The following is a 15,270-nucleotide window of genomic DNA, read 5'->3' on the forward strand; positions in this document are numbered from 1 at the left end:
CCTGAGCGGGCCCGGCCCTCACCCGGTCAGTACTCGAACCAGCGCAGCGCCGACTGATCCCACATGTACTGGCAGGTGGCGCCCTGGGCCAGGACGTCATTCGCACCTGACTTGTTCACGATGTTCGTGCAGTGCGGAATCGTCGTGTTGCCGCAGCTCGCCCGCAGGAAGATCACCTGCCCGTCGGCGGCTCCCGCGAACTGAGTGACCGTCGTGGGGCTCGCGTGCGCCAGGATGAACCGATTTCCTGCCGAGACGTCCGGCGTTGCGCCGGTGAGCTGGCCCTGGTCGCCGAGCAGGTACCGCTTCGCCGTGAAGCGGCCGTCGCTGCGCACCGAGGCAAGAACGGACTGCGAGGCATCGCCTAGCCGGATCTCGACGTTGCCGAAGCCACCGCTGCCCACATCATCCTGAGGACGCAGCCCCAGGACCAGATCCCGGCCAGGAGGCGACGCCACCACGGTTCGCGGGAACTCGGTGCCGGCCAGGATGGACCGCGGCGCCAGCTGGCTGCCCCTGAAGTACTCGGCGTAGCCCGTGGGGGGTTGGCGTAGCGGAACCGACCCGCAGAGGATGTGCCCGACCCGTTGGGGGTCGTAGACGACCTGGTAAGCCGTGCTGCCCATCAGGGTGACGTCGCCGGAGCATGCCGCAAGGTTGACGGCGTACCTGACCCGGCCGAGGCTGGCCTCCCCGCCGATACTCCCACCGATCCACGTCAGGCGAGCAGAGCCGTTGTTACCTCCTCCAGTGTTACCCATGAGGAAGTCGTCCCAGCTGCCGTTCGTCATAGGCACGTTGGCGACAGCGGCGCCCGCAGGATCGGCCAGGGTGATGCTGGTGCCGCTGATATCCGCCACGGTGGTGACGAGGTCCCGGCCGAACACATCCGCGGCGCCGGCCACAACGATCGGATCGCCTGGGGGATGCCGCTGGCGGATGCCACGGTGAGGGCAGTGCTGCCGTTGCTGACGGTGCCTGTGGTTCTGGCGTTCTTGCCGCTGCTGCCCACAGATTCGGTGTTGTAGTCCACCCAGAGGAACGAATGCAGGCCGCCCTTGAAGACGGCGCCGTGCTGCTGGGTGGCAGAGTGCCCGCAGCGGATCCACGTGCAGTCGTTGCCGCCTACGGTCTGCACGTCGTAGGCCGACTGCGGGTGCCCCGCGACGAGCGTGTTCTCGAACAGCATCTTGTCCATATACGAGTTGCCCGGGTCGCCTGTGCCCACATACTCGTGCTACCAGCCGATCTGGCCGCCGCTGATCTGGACGTCCCGGACGGCCCACCCTTCAATCGACGCCTGCGTGCCGCCATCGTTCGGCGCGACATGGAACGCGGCCCGCTGGACGGACGTGAACACCACGCGGTTGATTTCACATTGGTAGCTGAGCCCTTTCGACGCGATCTGGCCGCGGACACCAGCGAAGATGGCGTCCTACCAAGACATCTCGCTCTGGTGTGTGTGGGCGGCGTGATGGTGTCGGACCCTGAGGTGCCGATGATGCGGGCGCCGGAGGTGCCGTTCCTGGTCTGACGGCCAGCGCCCTTGAAGCGCACCTTCGCCGCCCACACGAGGCCGGTGGCCTTGATACCGGGGCCCGGGGCCCGGGGCCCGGGGCCCGGAGCACGCCGCCGCCGGCCGCCGCGATGGCGTCCTGCATCTGGGTCGAAGCGTTCGTCGTCCCGTCGAGAGGCACCGCGAAGTCGCGCACGTCGTACTCGACCGGTCGGGCCACCACGCTGGCCCGGCCCGCCGCCGTGCCTGGGTAGACCGGGAGATCCTCGACGGCGGGCATAAACCGCTGCTGGGGAGGCACTACCGCAAGACCCAGAACGCCCAGTTCGCGGCGGCCAGATCCATAGCGCCAGCAGTGGGGTTGTAAATCACCAGGGTGACCACGTCGTTCGCGGTCGGGTAAGCGTTCTGCAGGATCAGCCCGCTCGTGGTAGAGGCCGCCGCCGGGCTGACCGTGATCGAGGTGGCATCGCCACGGTCGCCGGTACGAGCGATCGTCACGGCAACCGTGGCCGTGACGATCGCGCCGGCCGCGATCGACGGAAGGTCCACCGACACGATCTGCCGGTCACCAGTTGTCGGACCAGGATGCGCCCCGGTCACGACCGCGACCCGGCCCGAGTAGGCCGTCAGATCCGGGCTGCCCGGCAGGTTAGTGATCCGGATGCTGTTCGTCGCGAACGTGCGGCTGATCGACGCCGAGGTCATCGCGAACTGGCCCAGGCCAGGCACATACAGAGAATCGGCCTGCGTGATCGGCTGCTGCGCCGCCGTCGGTCCCAGCGGGTACACCGCCGCCAGGTCTACCCCGCCCGCGCCGGCACCTGCAACGACCAGGAACTCCTGCCGGAACCGCTGCGCAAGCATCAGGTCGCCCGGTGTGGCGGTCGACTTCTGTCCGATGGTCGCAGCCAGCAAGTCGGCGATCGCGACGTCGCCGCCGTTGAGCGGAACCCAGGTCGGGCCAGTACCCATGGCGGACGAGCGCGGCGACGGGTGAACCTGGTCGCCGAGCATCGGATTGCGCGCAGTCGCCTGCGTCCCGAAGATGCTCGAGGTGTCCATGACCTGGACGTGCGACCACACGCCCTCCAGCGACAGGTACGCATCCCGGATCAGCGTCGAATAGTCCTCCTCAGCGCCCGCGGGGTTGATGACGCCACCCGTGCCCTGGACAAGGTTCAGCGCCCCGCTGTCCGTCGTGGAGAACGTGTTCGGGATCCGCAGGACGATGTCGGCCGCCGGGCACGTCAACGCGGAGCTTCTCCACTGTCCGGGACGACTTGCCGAGGACCGAGGAGAACTGATTGCCGCCCCCACCTCCGCCGCCCGCGCCAGGCTCTGCGGACAGCGCCCACCGGGCGCCGTACCAGCCGTGGTCGGACCACACGGTCGTCGGGCCACCATCGGTCAGCCTAGTGTGAAGCCGTATGACACATTGGGAGCGCCCTACGTTCGGGCTCTCTGATTGTTCAGCTAACAGCGCCGGCGGCCCGATCGAAATAGTCGCGCATGGCACCTGCTTCGCGTTCCGCGTTAAATCTTTCCGTGACCTCGTGTTCGGCTCGGTCGAGGCGAAGGTCCAGGTTGTGGCGGGTCATTTGGAAGAGTCGCTGCAACGCGTTCGCTAGCGCATCTGGATCGCGCTGGGGTATGACCAAGCCATTATCGGGAGTCACCAGCTCTGCAATTCCTCCCGCGTGCGTGGCGATCACCGGTCGTCGGAGCGCCATCGCTTCCATCAGGGCGACGGGGATACCGTCTCCAGCTCCTGCAGCGGTGCTCTCACTCGGCAACACGAATACGTCGCATTCGGAAAGGTGCCGCATTACCTCGGAATGCGGCTTCGCACCAAGGAGTTTGACATGTTCGCCCAGCCCGAACATGGCAATTCGGGCTTCAAGCTCGCTGTGCAAAGGCCCTTCGCCGATGATGGTCCAACGGAACGACTGGCCTTGATGGAGCAGCAGTTTTGCAGCTTCAAGACAGGTCAGCAGGCCCTTGGTAGTCACCAGTCGTCCGACGGTGAGAAGGCGCGGCGTGCTGGGCTGCGTCAACGCAGCGAGCCCGCCCACCGGCAACCGGTCCAGCGCCACTCCGCAGCGTACGATGCTGGTGGAAAGGTGCGGCGCTGCCGCCTTGACTGCGGCTTGGACGCTATGACTCGCACAGTGAACGTGCTCAGCACGGTGCAGTCGAATCCGCTGAAGTTGTGGCTCGCCGTTGGCGTAGGCATCGCCTGCATGAGCTGTTGCAGACCAGCCAATGCCTAGTTCTGCGGCTACGAGACTGGCGACGTCAGCCGTACGACCTAGAAAGTGTGCGTGTACGTGCCGTGGTTGAAGATGTAGCGAGCGCAGTGCGTTCAGAACTGTGACAGCACGCTCGCAGGCGTACACGAGACGGGCTCGTTGTCTCAAGTCGCGTACGTCTCGGTGGTGTCTCGAAAGTTGCGTGACTGCCAATGGTAGGGCCCGGCCTAGCGAGCTTGTGCTTGGCCGACGCCCGGATCCGGGGAGTGGGGCAAAGGACGGTGCGTCTGCGCCCGATGCTGGGGCTTGTAGGCCGAAGACACTGACCGCAACACCCTGCTGGCGGAGCATTTCGACCTCGGTCTTGACGAAGGTCTCTGAAATGCTCGGCCATGCGTTAACTATGTACAGAATTGGTTTGTCCGGGCTGGAGGGTCTCATCAAGGCTTCTCCTGGGGCACGGCCCGGCGCTCAGCCGCAGCCAGCACATCCTGATACACCGAAAGCGCCTGTCGGGCACTGGAAGCCCAGCTGAAGCGGTCCTCGGCCAAGCGCTTGGCGTTTTTGGACATAGTCTCACGTGCAGTGGGGGCAAGGGCCTGCAGGATCCCATCGGCGACGGTCTCGATCGACCGTCCGCTCAATACGACCCCGGCACCCCATTCGGCAATTTGGGGGGCGATGGCGACGTCAGCGGTTACCACGGCAGGCAAGCCTGCGTGCAAGGCTTCAGCGACGCTGATACCGAAATTTTCGTTCTCGGAGGGGAGAACATATACATCAGCCCTGCTGAACTCGTGGGCCTTGGCTGCACCTTCGACAAAGCCGACCACATTTACCCGTGAGCGCTCCCCGGCGGTCAACTGTTTCAGCGCGTCGTGGAGCAGCGAGGTATCGCCCGAGCCCGCGATAGTCAACTGAGCTGCGGGATACCGTCGGAGAACAAGTGGGAAGGCGCCAATGACCAGATCCACTCTCTTTTTCGGCGCAATTCGAGCGAGAAATAGTATGTTGCAATTGTTTTCGTTTTTCGCAACAGCGACCTGCGCATGTGCAGGGTCCCCTGGTGGAGCTGAACCGAGAGACATCAAAAACGCTGGCGTCCGGTATCTGTCAAGTATCTGATGAGCGTGATCACGTTCGGATTCGGTCGCGAAGAGCATGCCTGCGGCGTTGCGTAAGATGTAGCTGCCTACAAGACGGTTATATAGCGATTTGCGGTGGGCAGACTGTTTTTCTTGGTACGGCTCGAAGACGCCGTGAGGCTGAATCAGGTAGGGCACCCGGTGAATCCGGGCCAGGATCGCTGCGGCGGCGGTATGGAACAGGTAGAAGCCATGGATATGCACGACGTCGGTTCCTTGGAGGCGCCTGATCAACGTAGGCAACATCCCCAGTGAAGCCTTGAGTGCTTTGGGGCTGTGAACACGGGTCAATGTGAGGTCGAGCGATTCGGCGTGGCCGATCTGGTCGACGTGCAGATGGCCGTCGTCATGGGCATCGGTCGAGACAATGACGTCCTCAACCCCGAGACCGCGCAGCTCACGTGATAGGGCCAGCGTCCCCAGTGAAGGACCACCGTCGCTTGGCGAGACGGAGGCAGCTACCCGAAGAACCTTGAGGGTCATAGCGTTTGCTGCTCGCTGGGACTCTGGACGGACTTGCTCGTGCCGCTACGCACGTCGACGACGGCCTTGGTGTTGCGCCTCAGCTCAAGGCGCTTTGCGCTGATCTGCCAGAAGTAGAATGCATGGGCAACGGCGTAATGAAACCCCGCCCTACCATCCAAGAAACCTCGGCGGGCAATGTATGAGTAGAAGAAGAACGCCAGAGGCTTGAGAGGTAGCCGCGCGTAACGCTTTCCGCGCTCGGTACGCGCGCCCTGAACCGATTTGGCTAGCGGTTCACGTTCGGCCAGATGCGCCTCCCAGTCGCTGTAGCGGTTGTGACGCGCAAAATAGTCGAACAACGGGTCCCGGTCGTTGTGGTGCAACGTGCCTGTCAGCCGGCCGATGCTTCCGTCGATGAGAGGCTGGTAGTGCCCTTCCACCTCCCACATGTTCTTGACGCCTAGGTCGTCTACATGCGGCCAGACGGCCCGGGTGCGGTCAAGTAGAACTCGTTTGGTGACCCGATGGCCGTGACGCAGCATCTTGCCCAGGAACCAGTAGTCGAGTTCGACGTCGTAGGCGGCATGCTCTGGATCGGTCCGCATCAGCTCCGCCAGTTGCACCGCAAGCTTGGGGGTCACCATCTCGTCCGCGTCCAGGTACAGGACCCACTCGTACTTGAAGGGGAGGTTCAGGAGCGCCCATTCCTTCTTCTTGGGGTAGCCCCCGTTCCAGGTGAACTGCACCACTTCCGCCTCGTGGGCTTCTGCGATCTGGAGAGTGCGGTCGGTGCTATGGCTGTCCACCACGAAGACCTGCGCGAACGGCGCAACGCTTTGCAGCGTGTGTTTCAGTACCCGCTCCTCGTTGATCGTCATGATGATGACCGATATGGGGATGGAGCCAGGGGGAGGGGCCTTCATCGGGTTCACCTGCTCCTCGGGGTAGGGGTGCCGAACTCAGGGCTCATCGCGACAGCGGTGTCGCGAAATCAGGGCGGCAGCTACAGCACACAGTGTGCTGGACAGACTACTGCAGGTGATTCGGGATGGTGCAGGGATGGACAGTTGCAGGTGGTTATGAGCACCGGACAGCCGACGGGCTTGGGTCTTTCGCAGTGGTCTACTCCGCTGAACGAGGGATGCGCCGGGTCGCCGGAACGTATGGTCGGCTCAGAGGCCCTCGGCAGTCAGAGCTCAAGGCGTCGTCAGGCGCTGAATACGTAGTCGCCTGACCGAGGTGAGCCGGCATGAGGCGTGAGCTTCCGGATCGGGCCTGGCCGGTTCGTCGGCGTGGCCCGAGGGGGCGCGTGTCGTCACTCGGCTATTGGCGCATTGCTGCCGGTGTCGCATGCGGCAAAGGCTCGACCGTGGTCTGTAAGTGTTGTTCGGCGGCTCTTTTCGGTGCGACCGCCAGACGAAACGTGAGGGCGATCTTAAGTCCGGGCATCGAGACGGCTGGCTAAGGGTGCGGCTTCCGGCTGTGGTGTAACAACCGTCGAACTGTTGGGGCTGCTGGGGATTATCTATCGCTGCCTGCGCAGGGTGCGACGGTCCCTGCGCGCTCCTGGGCAGGCCATCCTGGCAGCGCCTGAGAGCTCATATGGTCGTGGAGCTATGCCGCCCCGGACCGTGCCGGAGTCAGACTTCTGTGGAGAGCACGTGAGCTCGTGTGTGGCGCCCCATCAGATGCCAGCCCCGCAGAGCCTGACTCCTCCGGGGCTATTGCCTTGCTGCTGTCAGCTGGAAAGGCTGTCGAGCTCGCCGCGCTTGGCGGCCGTCAGCAGGTCCGAGTAGGCGTCCGCATCGACCGTGAGAACAGCGCCACTCGGGTTCTTGCTGTCCCTAATCTGGCGAGCCGCACCGTTCCGGCGCTGTTCGACGCACTGGCCTTCGGATCCAGACCGGGTGGACTTCACCCAAGGTGTGATCACGCTGCACGCTCCCTGACATCGGTTGTCCCGGCGTCGATGATAGAACGTGCGACGTCCTGATAGCGGCGAACCACCCTCGGGTCGCTGACCCAGTTGGAACCGTTGAATGATTCCATGTAAACCACGGTCTCCTTAGAATCGATCTGCATGAGGGTGAAAGGGCCGGAGATCATGGCCTGGTGAGCGAGCGTCGCAGGGATGAAGCGAATGCTGAATTTTGGTCGCGCGGCCAGCTCGTGGAGATGCCGGACCTGGTCTCTCATGACTTGGGCAGAACCGATCTCGCGAGTAAGGGCTGATTCGTCCATGATGACGGATAGTTCGACGTCGTCTCGGGCCAGGAAGAGAGCTTGGCGCTCTGCTCGGAGCTCGATCTCGCGGGCCACGTCAGTGAGCGGTGGGATCAGGTCGCATAACGCCTGATGATATCTTCGGGTCTGAAGAAGCCCGTTGATCACTGTTTCGTGAATGGCAGTGATCGCTTCGGCCTCCTGCTCCGTCTCCAGGTACAGGCCAAACCGCGAGCCGTACGGTTCGTGGAAGCTGTTCTCCCGCCAGCGTGCTGACATCTCGATCAACTTGTTGAGCTGGTCGGTGGCTGCGCCGTACTTCCCGCACAGCGCGCGGATTTTCAGCTCGCCGTAGGGGCCCTGGCCGGACTCCAGGCGCCAGATGGTCTGGCGGGACATGAAGCCCGAGCGGTCGAGGTCGGCCATGTCGATGTGGGCGTCTTCTCTGAGCCGCTTGAGCTGGGCGCCGATCCTGCGGCCGACGAAGGTCGTGTTTCCTCTCGCCCGCTCAGACTTGGTCTCTGCCATGCCTTTAGCATGACTCATTTTTCGGTAACCAAATCTCCGTTGCTGATGGTTACGTTGGCTACTGGCGTGTAGCGCGGAAAGACTCTGGTTTAGGCGCACGCCGGGGATGAATGGCTCCCTCCGCCGGCCTCCCCGGTGTGTGCCCACCAAGTTCCGGCCGTACGTGGAGAAGGTGACGGGGGACGGTCGGAAGGCCCGGCGGGGGAGCGAAAAGCGTTGTGCCAGGAGATGGACATTTGCCCACTGGACCGCTGTTTCCGTGAGGATCGCTGCTTTGCCGGGCCACCCGTCCTTAATCGAGTACTTGCATTTCAGGGTGGGGAGATCGCTATGCGCGAAGTGCAGCACGAGGACGGTCACCTGTGGCAGAAGTCGTCTGTGGTGGACGAGGAGGCCGTGGATCACGAGCGGCAGATCGCGCTGGTGGAGGTGACCGGCGAGGTGGTGCGGGTGCGGGTGGCGCAGCGGGTCGACTTTGATCTGCTGGCCGATCCGATCACGGCTCGGGTGAGCCCGCCGCGCATCACGGTGGGTGGGGCCTTCGAGATGACGGGGGCTGCGGGGGCGGAGCTCGGTCGGCAGTTGCTGGAGGCCGGCCGGTTTGCTGAGGAGGAGGTTGGGCAGGGGGAGGTGCGCTCGTTCCAGCTCACGGTGGCGCCGGCGCCGAGGCCGCGGTTGGTGGTCGACGGGTAGAGCACGGCCTGATGCCTGCGAGACGACCATCCAGCCTGTACGAAAATTGAGGGCGATCTCTGCGACACACGTGGGCGAACTTGGACAGGAAGAGGGAGTGAACTCCACCATTCCGCCGCCGCGGGAGCGTGAACAGCGCTTCCGGGAGATGTACGACGCGGCGTACGCCGACCTGCTCCGGTTCGTACGCAGGCGCGTTCATCCAAGCCACGCCGAGGATGTAGTCGGTGAGGTCATGCTCGTTGCGTGGCGCCGGCTGGACGATGTTCCTGTCGATCTGTCGGCGGCGCGCGCCTGGCTGTTTGGCATGGCCCGCAACATCCTCCAGAACACTCGACGCCGCGACGACAGGCACGAGGCGGTCGCGGTCCGTCTGGCCGAAGCCGGTCACAGTCCCGCCAATGTTGGCGAGCTTCCTGACCTGGTGGCCTATCGGGTCGACATCGCTGCAGCCTGGCCGCTGCTGAGCGCGTTGCATCAGGAGGCGATCGCGCTGTCGGTCCTGGACGGGTTCACCGCGTCTGAGGCGGCTGCCGTGCTTGGCATCTCGCCCACCGCTTTTCGCCTGCGGTTGTCCCGGGCCCGGCGCCTCCTGCGGCGTCACGTCGAATCCACCACCGCCGATGACCGACTGCCCGGTGCCCTTGCTTCCGACAGGAGTTCACGATGAACAAGCGCACCTTCGACAGCATGACCAATGCTGCCCTGCGTGACCTCGACCCCGCCGGGCCGGCCGAGTTGAGCGATGCCGAGCACGAACGCGCCGACGCGACATTGGCCCGCATCCTGGCCACTCCTGTCCATGAGCAGGCCCCGCAGACGCCCGATCGCCCGCGCCGGCGCCGTGGTCGACTGCTGCTGCCGGTGGGCCTGGGCGGCGCTGCCGTCACTGCCCTGCTGCTCAGCGGCGGTGGCTCCGCTTTGGCGTCGTGGACGCCCAAGCCCCAGGCCCTGACCGGCGCGGCAAAAACCGAGGCCGTCACCGCCTGCCGCGGCGCCTTCGGGAGATCCGATCGGGGAGAGCCGGCCGTGATCGCAGAGCGACGTGGCGGTTGGACCTACGTGATCATGAACGGCCCCAAGGAAAACATCTCCTGCCTGATGTCCGACAAGTTTCTCGGGCAGGGCGACCCTGCGGACACCACGGTGGGGTTCATGGGAGGTTACGACTCGGACCCCGTTGAGGCCCCCTCCGTGGCGCCGGACAGCCTCGTCGAGACCGAGAGTGCGGGGAGCAGCTTCTCCCTTCCCGGTCGCTGGCCTTTCACCACTGACGATGGGTACGTGGAGTGGGTCCAGGGATATGTGGGTAGCAACGTCACCGGTGTCACCGTGCACCCCCCTGTAGGCCCCGACGTCGAGGCATCGGTCAACGGTGGCCAGTTCGCCACCTGGTGGCCTAGAGGCGTGCTCAAGGGCGACCACCCTGGGATGGGTGGGGCGTGGAGCTACACCGTGACCCTGGCCGACGGCACTACACGACTGATCACGAAGGATATTGCGGACGACTGACTCACACACCGTCCACGCCCGGGCTGGCCTGACATCAGGGCTACGAGGGACCGGCGAGGGACCACCAGCGAACGCCCTCGACATCTGGAGAACCGAGCTGCTCTGCGTAGTTGCCGAGCGGCTCAGATATGTCGAAGGCCGCTATGTCGACAGCTACCCGCTCGGGGGCATCACCCTGCTCCGCGAGATCCAGCCTTCTGATGAGCCCCAGTCGGCCGGTGTGCAGCGGGTGCGTGTAGACCGCGCGCAGGACGCCGTCGCAGTCGAGGTCGGCGCCCAACAGATCGACGCCCTTGGACATGAGGTCGTGCTGAGGCGGCTCGAAGCAGGCGCGGAAGCTGGTCATGAACGTGTCGCGCCATTGCTGTTGCATTCCTAGCTTCGCGCCTCGATCTCGTCCTCGATCTCGTCCAGAAAGTCGTTCCAGGCGACGCCCTCTGGCAGTGGGAAGGCCGACAGCAACCAGCCGGTGATGGCAAAGACCGCTGGGACGAACTTCCCCAGGGGAATCCGGTCCAGCGGGGATCCTGACTCCTGCCCCAGCGAGTCCAAGTAGTCCTTCACCACCTGGGGTTCGATGTCGGCCCAGGTCTCGTTCTCGGTGAACTTCTGCACGAGGAGGTCGACGCGCTCTGGGCCTGGCCATTCCTGACCATGCAGGATGTAGAAGGCGATCGCACTGACGGCAAGGGTCAGGTTCATCGTCTCGTTCGCGAAGTCGTCGCCACGACGGGCGATGTCCTCAACAGCGTTGTCGAAGCGCTGACGGGCCCCGCCGGCGGACGCGGTGAGTGCCTCGCGCATGGCCTTGTCGACTTCACTATCAATCTTCACAGCGTTTCTCCTCGTCGGTTGTGGCGCGGCTTGGGCGGCTTCGACTGCTTCTCTTTCTCCGCCTTGAGTTGTTGCCAGACGCCAAGTCCTGCGAGCACACCAGTGACTGCTCCCGCGGCGATCCCGGGCATCTGGGCGACGGCGGCGACGACCCCCGAGGCGCCGGTCACGATAGTGGCGGCGATCCCGATCTTGGCGGCGGTGATCCGAGACGCTCTCTTCGGGGCTGGAGCCTCCGGGTCGATGCGATCAGCAGGTCCTACTGGCGTCCCTCCCGGCTCGATCCGGCCGGCGACGGAGCCAGAGAAACGTTGTCGACCGGCTGGCCGTTGGGCTCCCGCGCTTCGACGTGACGGCGGCCCTCCTCGCGGCACCGCGGTGGTTCCCGACGGGGATGACTGCCCTGCCGAGGAACCTGCGGTGGTATCTGCGGAGCCGCTCGTCCTTCAACCCTTCGCGGACTCCAAGACCTTGATGGCGTCGTCGAGCGAGCTGGTCAACCCATCCGTTGCCGCGGCCACACCTTCGAGTGAGGTCTTGACCTCGCTGACCACTTCGACCATGGCCTCGGCGCCGACCTCGGCCAACAGATTCGAGGTGGTCTCCGCCTCCTGCACGGCCACGGCCAATCCATCAGCCGCCTGGACGTACTGCTCCTTGGCGCTGTTGATCGCTTGGATGGTGTCGTCGATCGCCGGCATTCCCAACCCTCCGTCATGTCATAGTGACTCTGGGAAATGTTAGCTAATCGAACCGGGCGAATGGGTATGTTCCGGGCTCGCAGCTAGGGCTGTGAGTCTCCAAATCGCGGGAAGCCGCAGGTCAGACCCGAAGTGTCTTGACCGCTTCCCGGCGCAGGCCCGGCTCAGCCATCATGAGGCGTGCACCGATCGGTGCCGCCCAGCGTCCGGAAGGCCCTCACGTGCGTCGTCCCGCTTCCCTCGTCCTCGCACTGGCGGCCGTCCTCGCGTCCTCGACGATCGGCATGAATTCGGCCCAGGCCAGTCAGGTCAGCAGCGATTCGCCGGAAGTGACCAGCGCGGCCGCTCGCACGACCACCGGCAAGGCGTTGCTGGGCAAGCTCAAGGTGCGGGCCGTGCACCGGGGCGGCTACAAGCGGGACAAGTTCGGCGAGGACTGGCTCGACGTGAACGACGACTGCCAGAACACCCGGTCCGAGGTGTTGCAGCGCGACTCTAAGGTCAAGGTCACCTTCTATTCCGCCAGCCAGTGCGCGGTGCTGACCGGGCGCTGGACGTCCCCGTACGAAGGCCGCACCTGGACCGATGCCCGGAAGCTGGAAATCGACCACGTGGTGGCCCTCAGCGAGGCCTGGAAGTCCGGCGCCTCGAAGTGGAAGAAGTCCAAGCGCCTCAGTTACGCCAACGATCTGGGCTACGGCTGGACGCTCAAGCCGGTCACGCGCAGCGTCAACCAGGACAAGGTCGACAAGGATCCTGCCGAGTGGCTGCCGGACAAGAACCGGTGCACGTACGCCCGGCAGTGGGTGGCGATCAAGTACCGGTGGGGCCTGAGCGTCGACACGGGCGAGAAGCGCGAGCTGGCGAAGCTCCTGGCCGGGGATTGCGGACGTGTGAAGATGAAGGTCCCGGCCCGGGTCAAGTAGTTGACCTGCATCTGGCCAGTTCGGTCTGCTCAGCAGTGGCTGCGTCTTGCTCGCCACTTCGTGAGCCCTCCCACTGATAAGGCGCGCTCGTAAGCGTGCCCTGCTCACCGACGTCCATCGTTGGCGCAGTTGATGGGCGCGCTCGTATACGTAGGCAATGTCGGGACGTCGGCGAATGCCTCCTCACCTCGCCATAGTGCGAGGGCCTGGGCCGGACGGGTTTCGGCGGCTTCGCGCTCGCTCTCGCGCAACAAGGGCAGGTGTTCGCTGCACGGGCGGGGAGTTGCCCTGGCAGAGCGTCGATCAGCCAGTCGCTGGAGACGTACTCGCCGTTGCGGACCACCAGGATCGCCAGCAGCGCTCGCTCCATCCAGGCGGTGATCGGCGTTGACTTGTTTCTGTGGCGGATGTGCAGGGGCTATCGACGAGGGAATAGGCAAGCGCATACATGAATATGCCGATTCCAAAGCTACACATATCGGTTTCCCAACGCAACTAATCTATTTTGAGACGCTCGCCACATGATCAGTAGGTGGCATGTGCCGGGTTGGCTTGTCGCAATATTCTCAGCCTGCTAGGTTTCAACCCGCTTGCATGAGTTACGACATGGGCGAATTCGATGCAGTAGGGCCTCTTTTCGCTCGCGTTTCGACTGGCCGGCTGTATTCACGTGCTCGCATCGAGCATCAAACGCTTAGCACGACGAATGGCTTGTATTTGCAGGCCGATCTGACAAGGGGTAAGGCACGTGGCAAGAACCAGAATCGCAGCCGTACTGTCACTGATGGTGATCCCGTTTGCAGCGCTGCCGGCGTCTGCTGGCTCAACGGGAGACTCGCCTTCGTCTTCGTTCCAAGGCTTGGAAGCCTCGACTGAGGTCGACACTTTTACCGACGAAGACTGTCTGCGAACGCTACCCAAAAATATGGATGACGCTGTCTGCCAGGCAAAGATGATCACCGAAGTCTCGGAACCCGAGGCAGTCACTGCGGCTCAAGCCAAGGGGCAGAGTGAATCGGTCATGCGGGCGGCAGCTGAGGGTACGCTCAAGAGTCGCCAATGGTCACAGAGCTCCAAATCCAATCTTGGTGGCATCGTTTGGACGGAAAAGCATGAGGGTGTCTTCTGGTACAGCGGTCAGTACGCCTGGATCAAGAAGTACAAGAACAAGACAGGCTGGCACGAGTGCGATCTTGGGCAGTCCGTCGGCTACAGCATCAGCGTGAAGAAATGCAGTCAGCCTGCGGGGCATGAACGTGGATTCGATCTGTACGACCGGTTTCAGGTTCACCTGATCCTCAAGCAGATTCCGCTGAAGACAAGTCAGTGCATGCTGGTTCACTCGAACGGTGATGGCACTCTGGCGCGAACGGCCGACTGCCGCTAAGGAGATCGATGAACATGGCTGTGCGATCACGGAATGAGACGTTGGCCCTCGTCGCCATCGTTCTCGTTGGACTTGTGGTGCCTCTGGGAGGCATCCTCACCGCCGTCATTCTCAGTTTGACTATGTTTCGGGACAATCCCGCGATGAAGCGAAGCGCTCTGATCGTCGGCCTGGGCGTCACCGTAGTGGAACTCGTGCTGTTCGGACTGGCCGTTTGGGGGCTTCAACCACAGTGAGTCACGCCCGGATCGCGGATCGCGCCGGTTGCTGCGAAAGCAGGTAAGCCGGGGGCACGTCAGTGCCCACCGCGGGCAGCGCACGGTGGAGAACAGCCCGGTCTCGGACTGCTGCCCCAGGTTCGGTATCGGCGCGCGGACCACGCCGTGCTACACCGAGACCCCAGCTTGGGCTGCCCTGAGATTCTTCCGAACTTTTCCTGGGGCCGGTGCATCGAAGTGGTTGGAAGCAAGAGCCAGTCCCTTCGCTGCACCCCCCTGGAGGAAGCAATGTTCAGCGCCCGTCTCTCCCGCCGTACCAAGGTCGCGACCGCCGTCGCCGGCGTGCCCGCCGTTGCTGCAGGGCTGTGGCTGAGCACCGGCGTTGCCGCTGCCGACGACAAGCCTGCTGTTCAGAGTGTGTCGGCCGCGGTGGCCGCGCCGAACACCGACGACCCGGTGCTGATCAAGGCCCCGAAGTACAAGGGCAAGGACCGGATCCTCACCGTGAACAAGGGCGGCACGATCTCGCTGAAGCGCTCCAAGCCCACCGCCTCGAACGGGCTGTCCACCGAGGGCACCTGGATGGGGCTGACCAAGGTGGGCAAGAAGTACCAGATCATGAGCCTGAACGACAGCCACGAGATCGACGCCTACTGCATCCAGCAGAAGCAGAACGGCACGATGAACCTGGCGCTGTGCGACAGCCAGAAGAAGAACCAGCTGTTCTCGTTCAAGCCCACCGGCAAGCAGTACACGATCCACGGCAAGTGGGGGCACCTGGAGACCTACAAGCGCCAGGTGACGTACCTGCCGGCTGAGCACGCTGGGCCGGCGGCGAAGTTCACCGTTGTGGCGAAGAAGCAGTAGCAG

18 protein-coding genes are annotated in these 15,270 nt (G+C 64.0%); 8 read left to right on the forward strand and 10 right to left on the reverse strand.

Going from position 1 to position 15,270, the window contains the following annotated elements; genetic code table 11:
* Window positions 1–26: 26 nt before the first annotated feature.
* Window positions 27–905 carry a hypothetical protein gene (locus QSK18_RS13630; protein WP_285619292.1) on the reverse strand — a complete coding sequence of 293 codons (879 nt, stop codon included), beginning with the start codon at window positions 903–905 and terminating at the stop codon, window positions 27–29.
* A 140-nt stretch (window positions 906–1,045) separates the two neighbouring features.
* On the opposite strand from QSK18_RS13630, the gene QSK18_RS13635 reads away from it, so the two are divergent.
* Window positions 1,046–1,534, forward strand: coding sequence for a hypothetical protein (locus QSK18_RS13635; protein WP_285619294.1), 489 nt, complete (start codon window positions 1,046–1,048; stop codon window positions 1,532–1,534).
* Window positions 1,535–1,816: 282 nt separating this feature from the next.
* On the opposite strand, the gene QSK18_RS13640 is transcribed toward QSK18_RS13635, so the two are convergent.
* From QSK18_RS13640 to QSK18_RS13665, 6 genes are all read right to left on the reverse strand, one after another.
* Window positions 1,817–2,770, reverse strand: a complete 954-nt coding sequence (locus QSK18_RS13640; protein ID WP_285619296.1) for a hypothetical protein — start codon at window positions 2,768–2,770, stop codon at window positions 1,817–1,819.
* A 218-nt stretch (window positions 2,771–2,988) separates the two neighbouring features.
* On the reverse strand, window positions 2,989–3,612 hold the full coding sequence (locus QSK18_RS13645) for a glycosyltransferase (protein ID WP_285619297.1): 624 nt from the start codon (window positions 3,610–3,612) through the stop codon (window positions 2,989–2,991).
* A gap of 596 nt (window positions 3,613–4,208) precedes the next feature.
* The gene (locus QSK18_RS13650; RefSeq protein WP_285619306.1) at window positions 4,209–5,396 is read right to left on the reverse strand and encodes a glycosyltransferase; all 1,188 of its coding nucleotides are present in this window, start codon (window positions 5,394–5,396) and stop codon (window positions 4,209–4,211) included.
* Window positions 5,393–6,256 (reverse strand): glycosyltransferase family 2 protein, encoded by an 864-nt coding sequence (locus QSK18_RS13655; protein WP_285619308.1) that lies wholly within the window; start codon window positions 6,254–6,256, stop codon window positions 5,393–5,395. The genes QSK18_RS13650 and QSK18_RS13655 overlap by 4 nt, the downstream gene beginning before the upstream one ends.
* An 860-nt stretch (window positions 6,257–7,116) precedes the next feature.
* Window positions 7,117–7,311 (reverse strand): DUF397 domain-containing protein, encoded by a 195-nt coding sequence (locus QSK18_RS13660; protein WP_285619309.1) that lies wholly within the window; start codon window positions 7,309–7,311, stop codon window positions 7,117–7,119.
* The gene (locus QSK18_RS13665) at window positions 7,308–8,129 is read right to left on the reverse strand and encodes a helix-turn-helix domain-containing protein (protein ID WP_285619312.1); all 822 of its coding nucleotides are present in this window, start codon (window positions 8,127–8,129) and stop codon (window positions 7,308–7,310) included. Before QSK18_RS13665 ends, QSK18_RS13660 begins: the two co-directional genes overlap by 4 nt.
* Window positions 8,130–8,459: 330 nt before the next feature.
* Here QSK18_RS13665 and QSK18_RS13670 point away from each other — a divergent pair, with 330 nt between their 5' ends.
* From QSK18_RS13670 to QSK18_RS13680, 3 genes are all read left to right on the forward strand, one after another.
* Entirely contained in the window at window positions 8,460–8,822 is a 363-nt protein-coding gene (locus QSK18_RS13670; RefSeq protein WP_285619313.1) for a hypothetical protein, read from the forward strand.
* A gap of 97 nt (window positions 8,823–8,919) precedes the next feature.
* Window positions 8,920–9,492 (forward strand): RNA polymerase sigma factor, encoded by a 573-nt coding sequence (locus QSK18_RS13675; RefSeq protein ID WP_285619315.1) that lies wholly within the window; start codon window positions 8,920–8,922, stop codon window positions 9,490–9,492.
* Complete coding sequence (locus QSK18_RS13680) at window positions 9,489–10,334, forward strand: hypothetical protein (RefSeq protein WP_285619317.1); 846 nt, start codon at window positions 9,489–9,491, stop codon at window positions 10,332–10,334. The genes QSK18_RS13675 and QSK18_RS13680 overlap by 4 nt, the downstream gene beginning before the upstream one ends.
* 40 nt (window positions 10,335–10,374) lie before the next feature.
* On the opposite strand, the gene QSK18_RS13685 is transcribed toward QSK18_RS13680, so the two are convergent.
* The 3 genes from QSK18_RS13685 to QSK18_RS13695 all read right to left on the reverse strand — a co-directional run bounded on the left by QSK18_RS13685 (window position 10,375) and on the right by QSK18_RS13695 (window position 11,869).
* Window positions 10,375–10,707, reverse strand: a complete 333-nt coding sequence (locus tag QSK18_RS13685; protein WP_285619319.1) for a hypothetical protein — start codon at window positions 10,705–10,707, stop codon at window positions 10,375–10,377.
* A 2-nt stretch (window positions 10,708–10,709) separates the two neighbouring features.
* Window positions 10,710–11,138 carry a hypothetical protein gene (locus QSK18_RS13690; RefSeq protein ID WP_285619320.1) on the reverse strand — a complete coding sequence of 143 codons (429 nt, stop codon included), beginning with the start codon at window positions 11,136–11,138 and terminating at the stop codon, window positions 10,710–10,712.
* Between the two features lie 476 nt (window positions 11,139–11,614).
* Window positions 11,615–11,869 (reverse strand): hypothetical protein, encoded by a 255-nt coding sequence (locus QSK18_RS13695; RefSeq protein WP_285619322.1) that lies wholly within the window; start codon window positions 11,867–11,869, stop codon window positions 11,615–11,617.
* A gap of 173 nt (window positions 11,870–12,042) precedes the next feature.
* On the opposite strand from QSK18_RS13695, the gene QSK18_RS13700 reads away from it, so the two are divergent.
* From QSK18_RS13700 to QSK18_RS13715, 4 genes are all read left to right on the forward strand, one after another.
* Entirely contained in the window at window positions 12,043–12,795 is a 753-nt protein-coding gene (locus tag QSK18_RS13700; RefSeq protein WP_285619324.1) for an HNH endonuclease family protein, read from the forward strand.
* Between the two features lie 748 nt (window positions 12,796–13,543).
* On the forward strand, window positions 13,544–14,182 hold the full coding sequence (locus tag QSK18_RS13705; protein WP_285619325.1) for a hypothetical protein: 639 nt from the start codon (window positions 13,544–13,546) through the stop codon (window positions 14,180–14,182).
* 8 nt (window positions 14,183–14,190) lie between these two features.
* A complete protein-coding gene (locus QSK18_RS13710; RefSeq protein WP_232812385.1) occupies window positions 14,191–14,418 on the forward strand; it encodes a hypothetical protein in 228 nt (75 codons plus the stop codon).
* A 270-nt stretch (window positions 14,419–14,688) separates the two neighbouring features.
* Window positions 14,689–15,267: a hypothetical protein gene (locus QSK18_RS13715; RefSeq protein ID WP_232812386.1), complete on the forward strand. Its 579-nt coding sequence runs from the start codon at window positions 14,689–14,691 to the stop codon at window positions 15,265–15,267.
* Window positions 15,268–15,270 lie beyond the last annotated feature (3 nt).

It is taken from the genome of Kineosporia sp. NBRC 101677 (assembly GCF_030269265.1).
GTDB classification, from domain to species: domain Bacteria; phylum Actinomycetota; class Actinomycetes; order Actinomycetales; family Kineosporiaceae; genus Kineosporia; species Kineosporia rhizophila.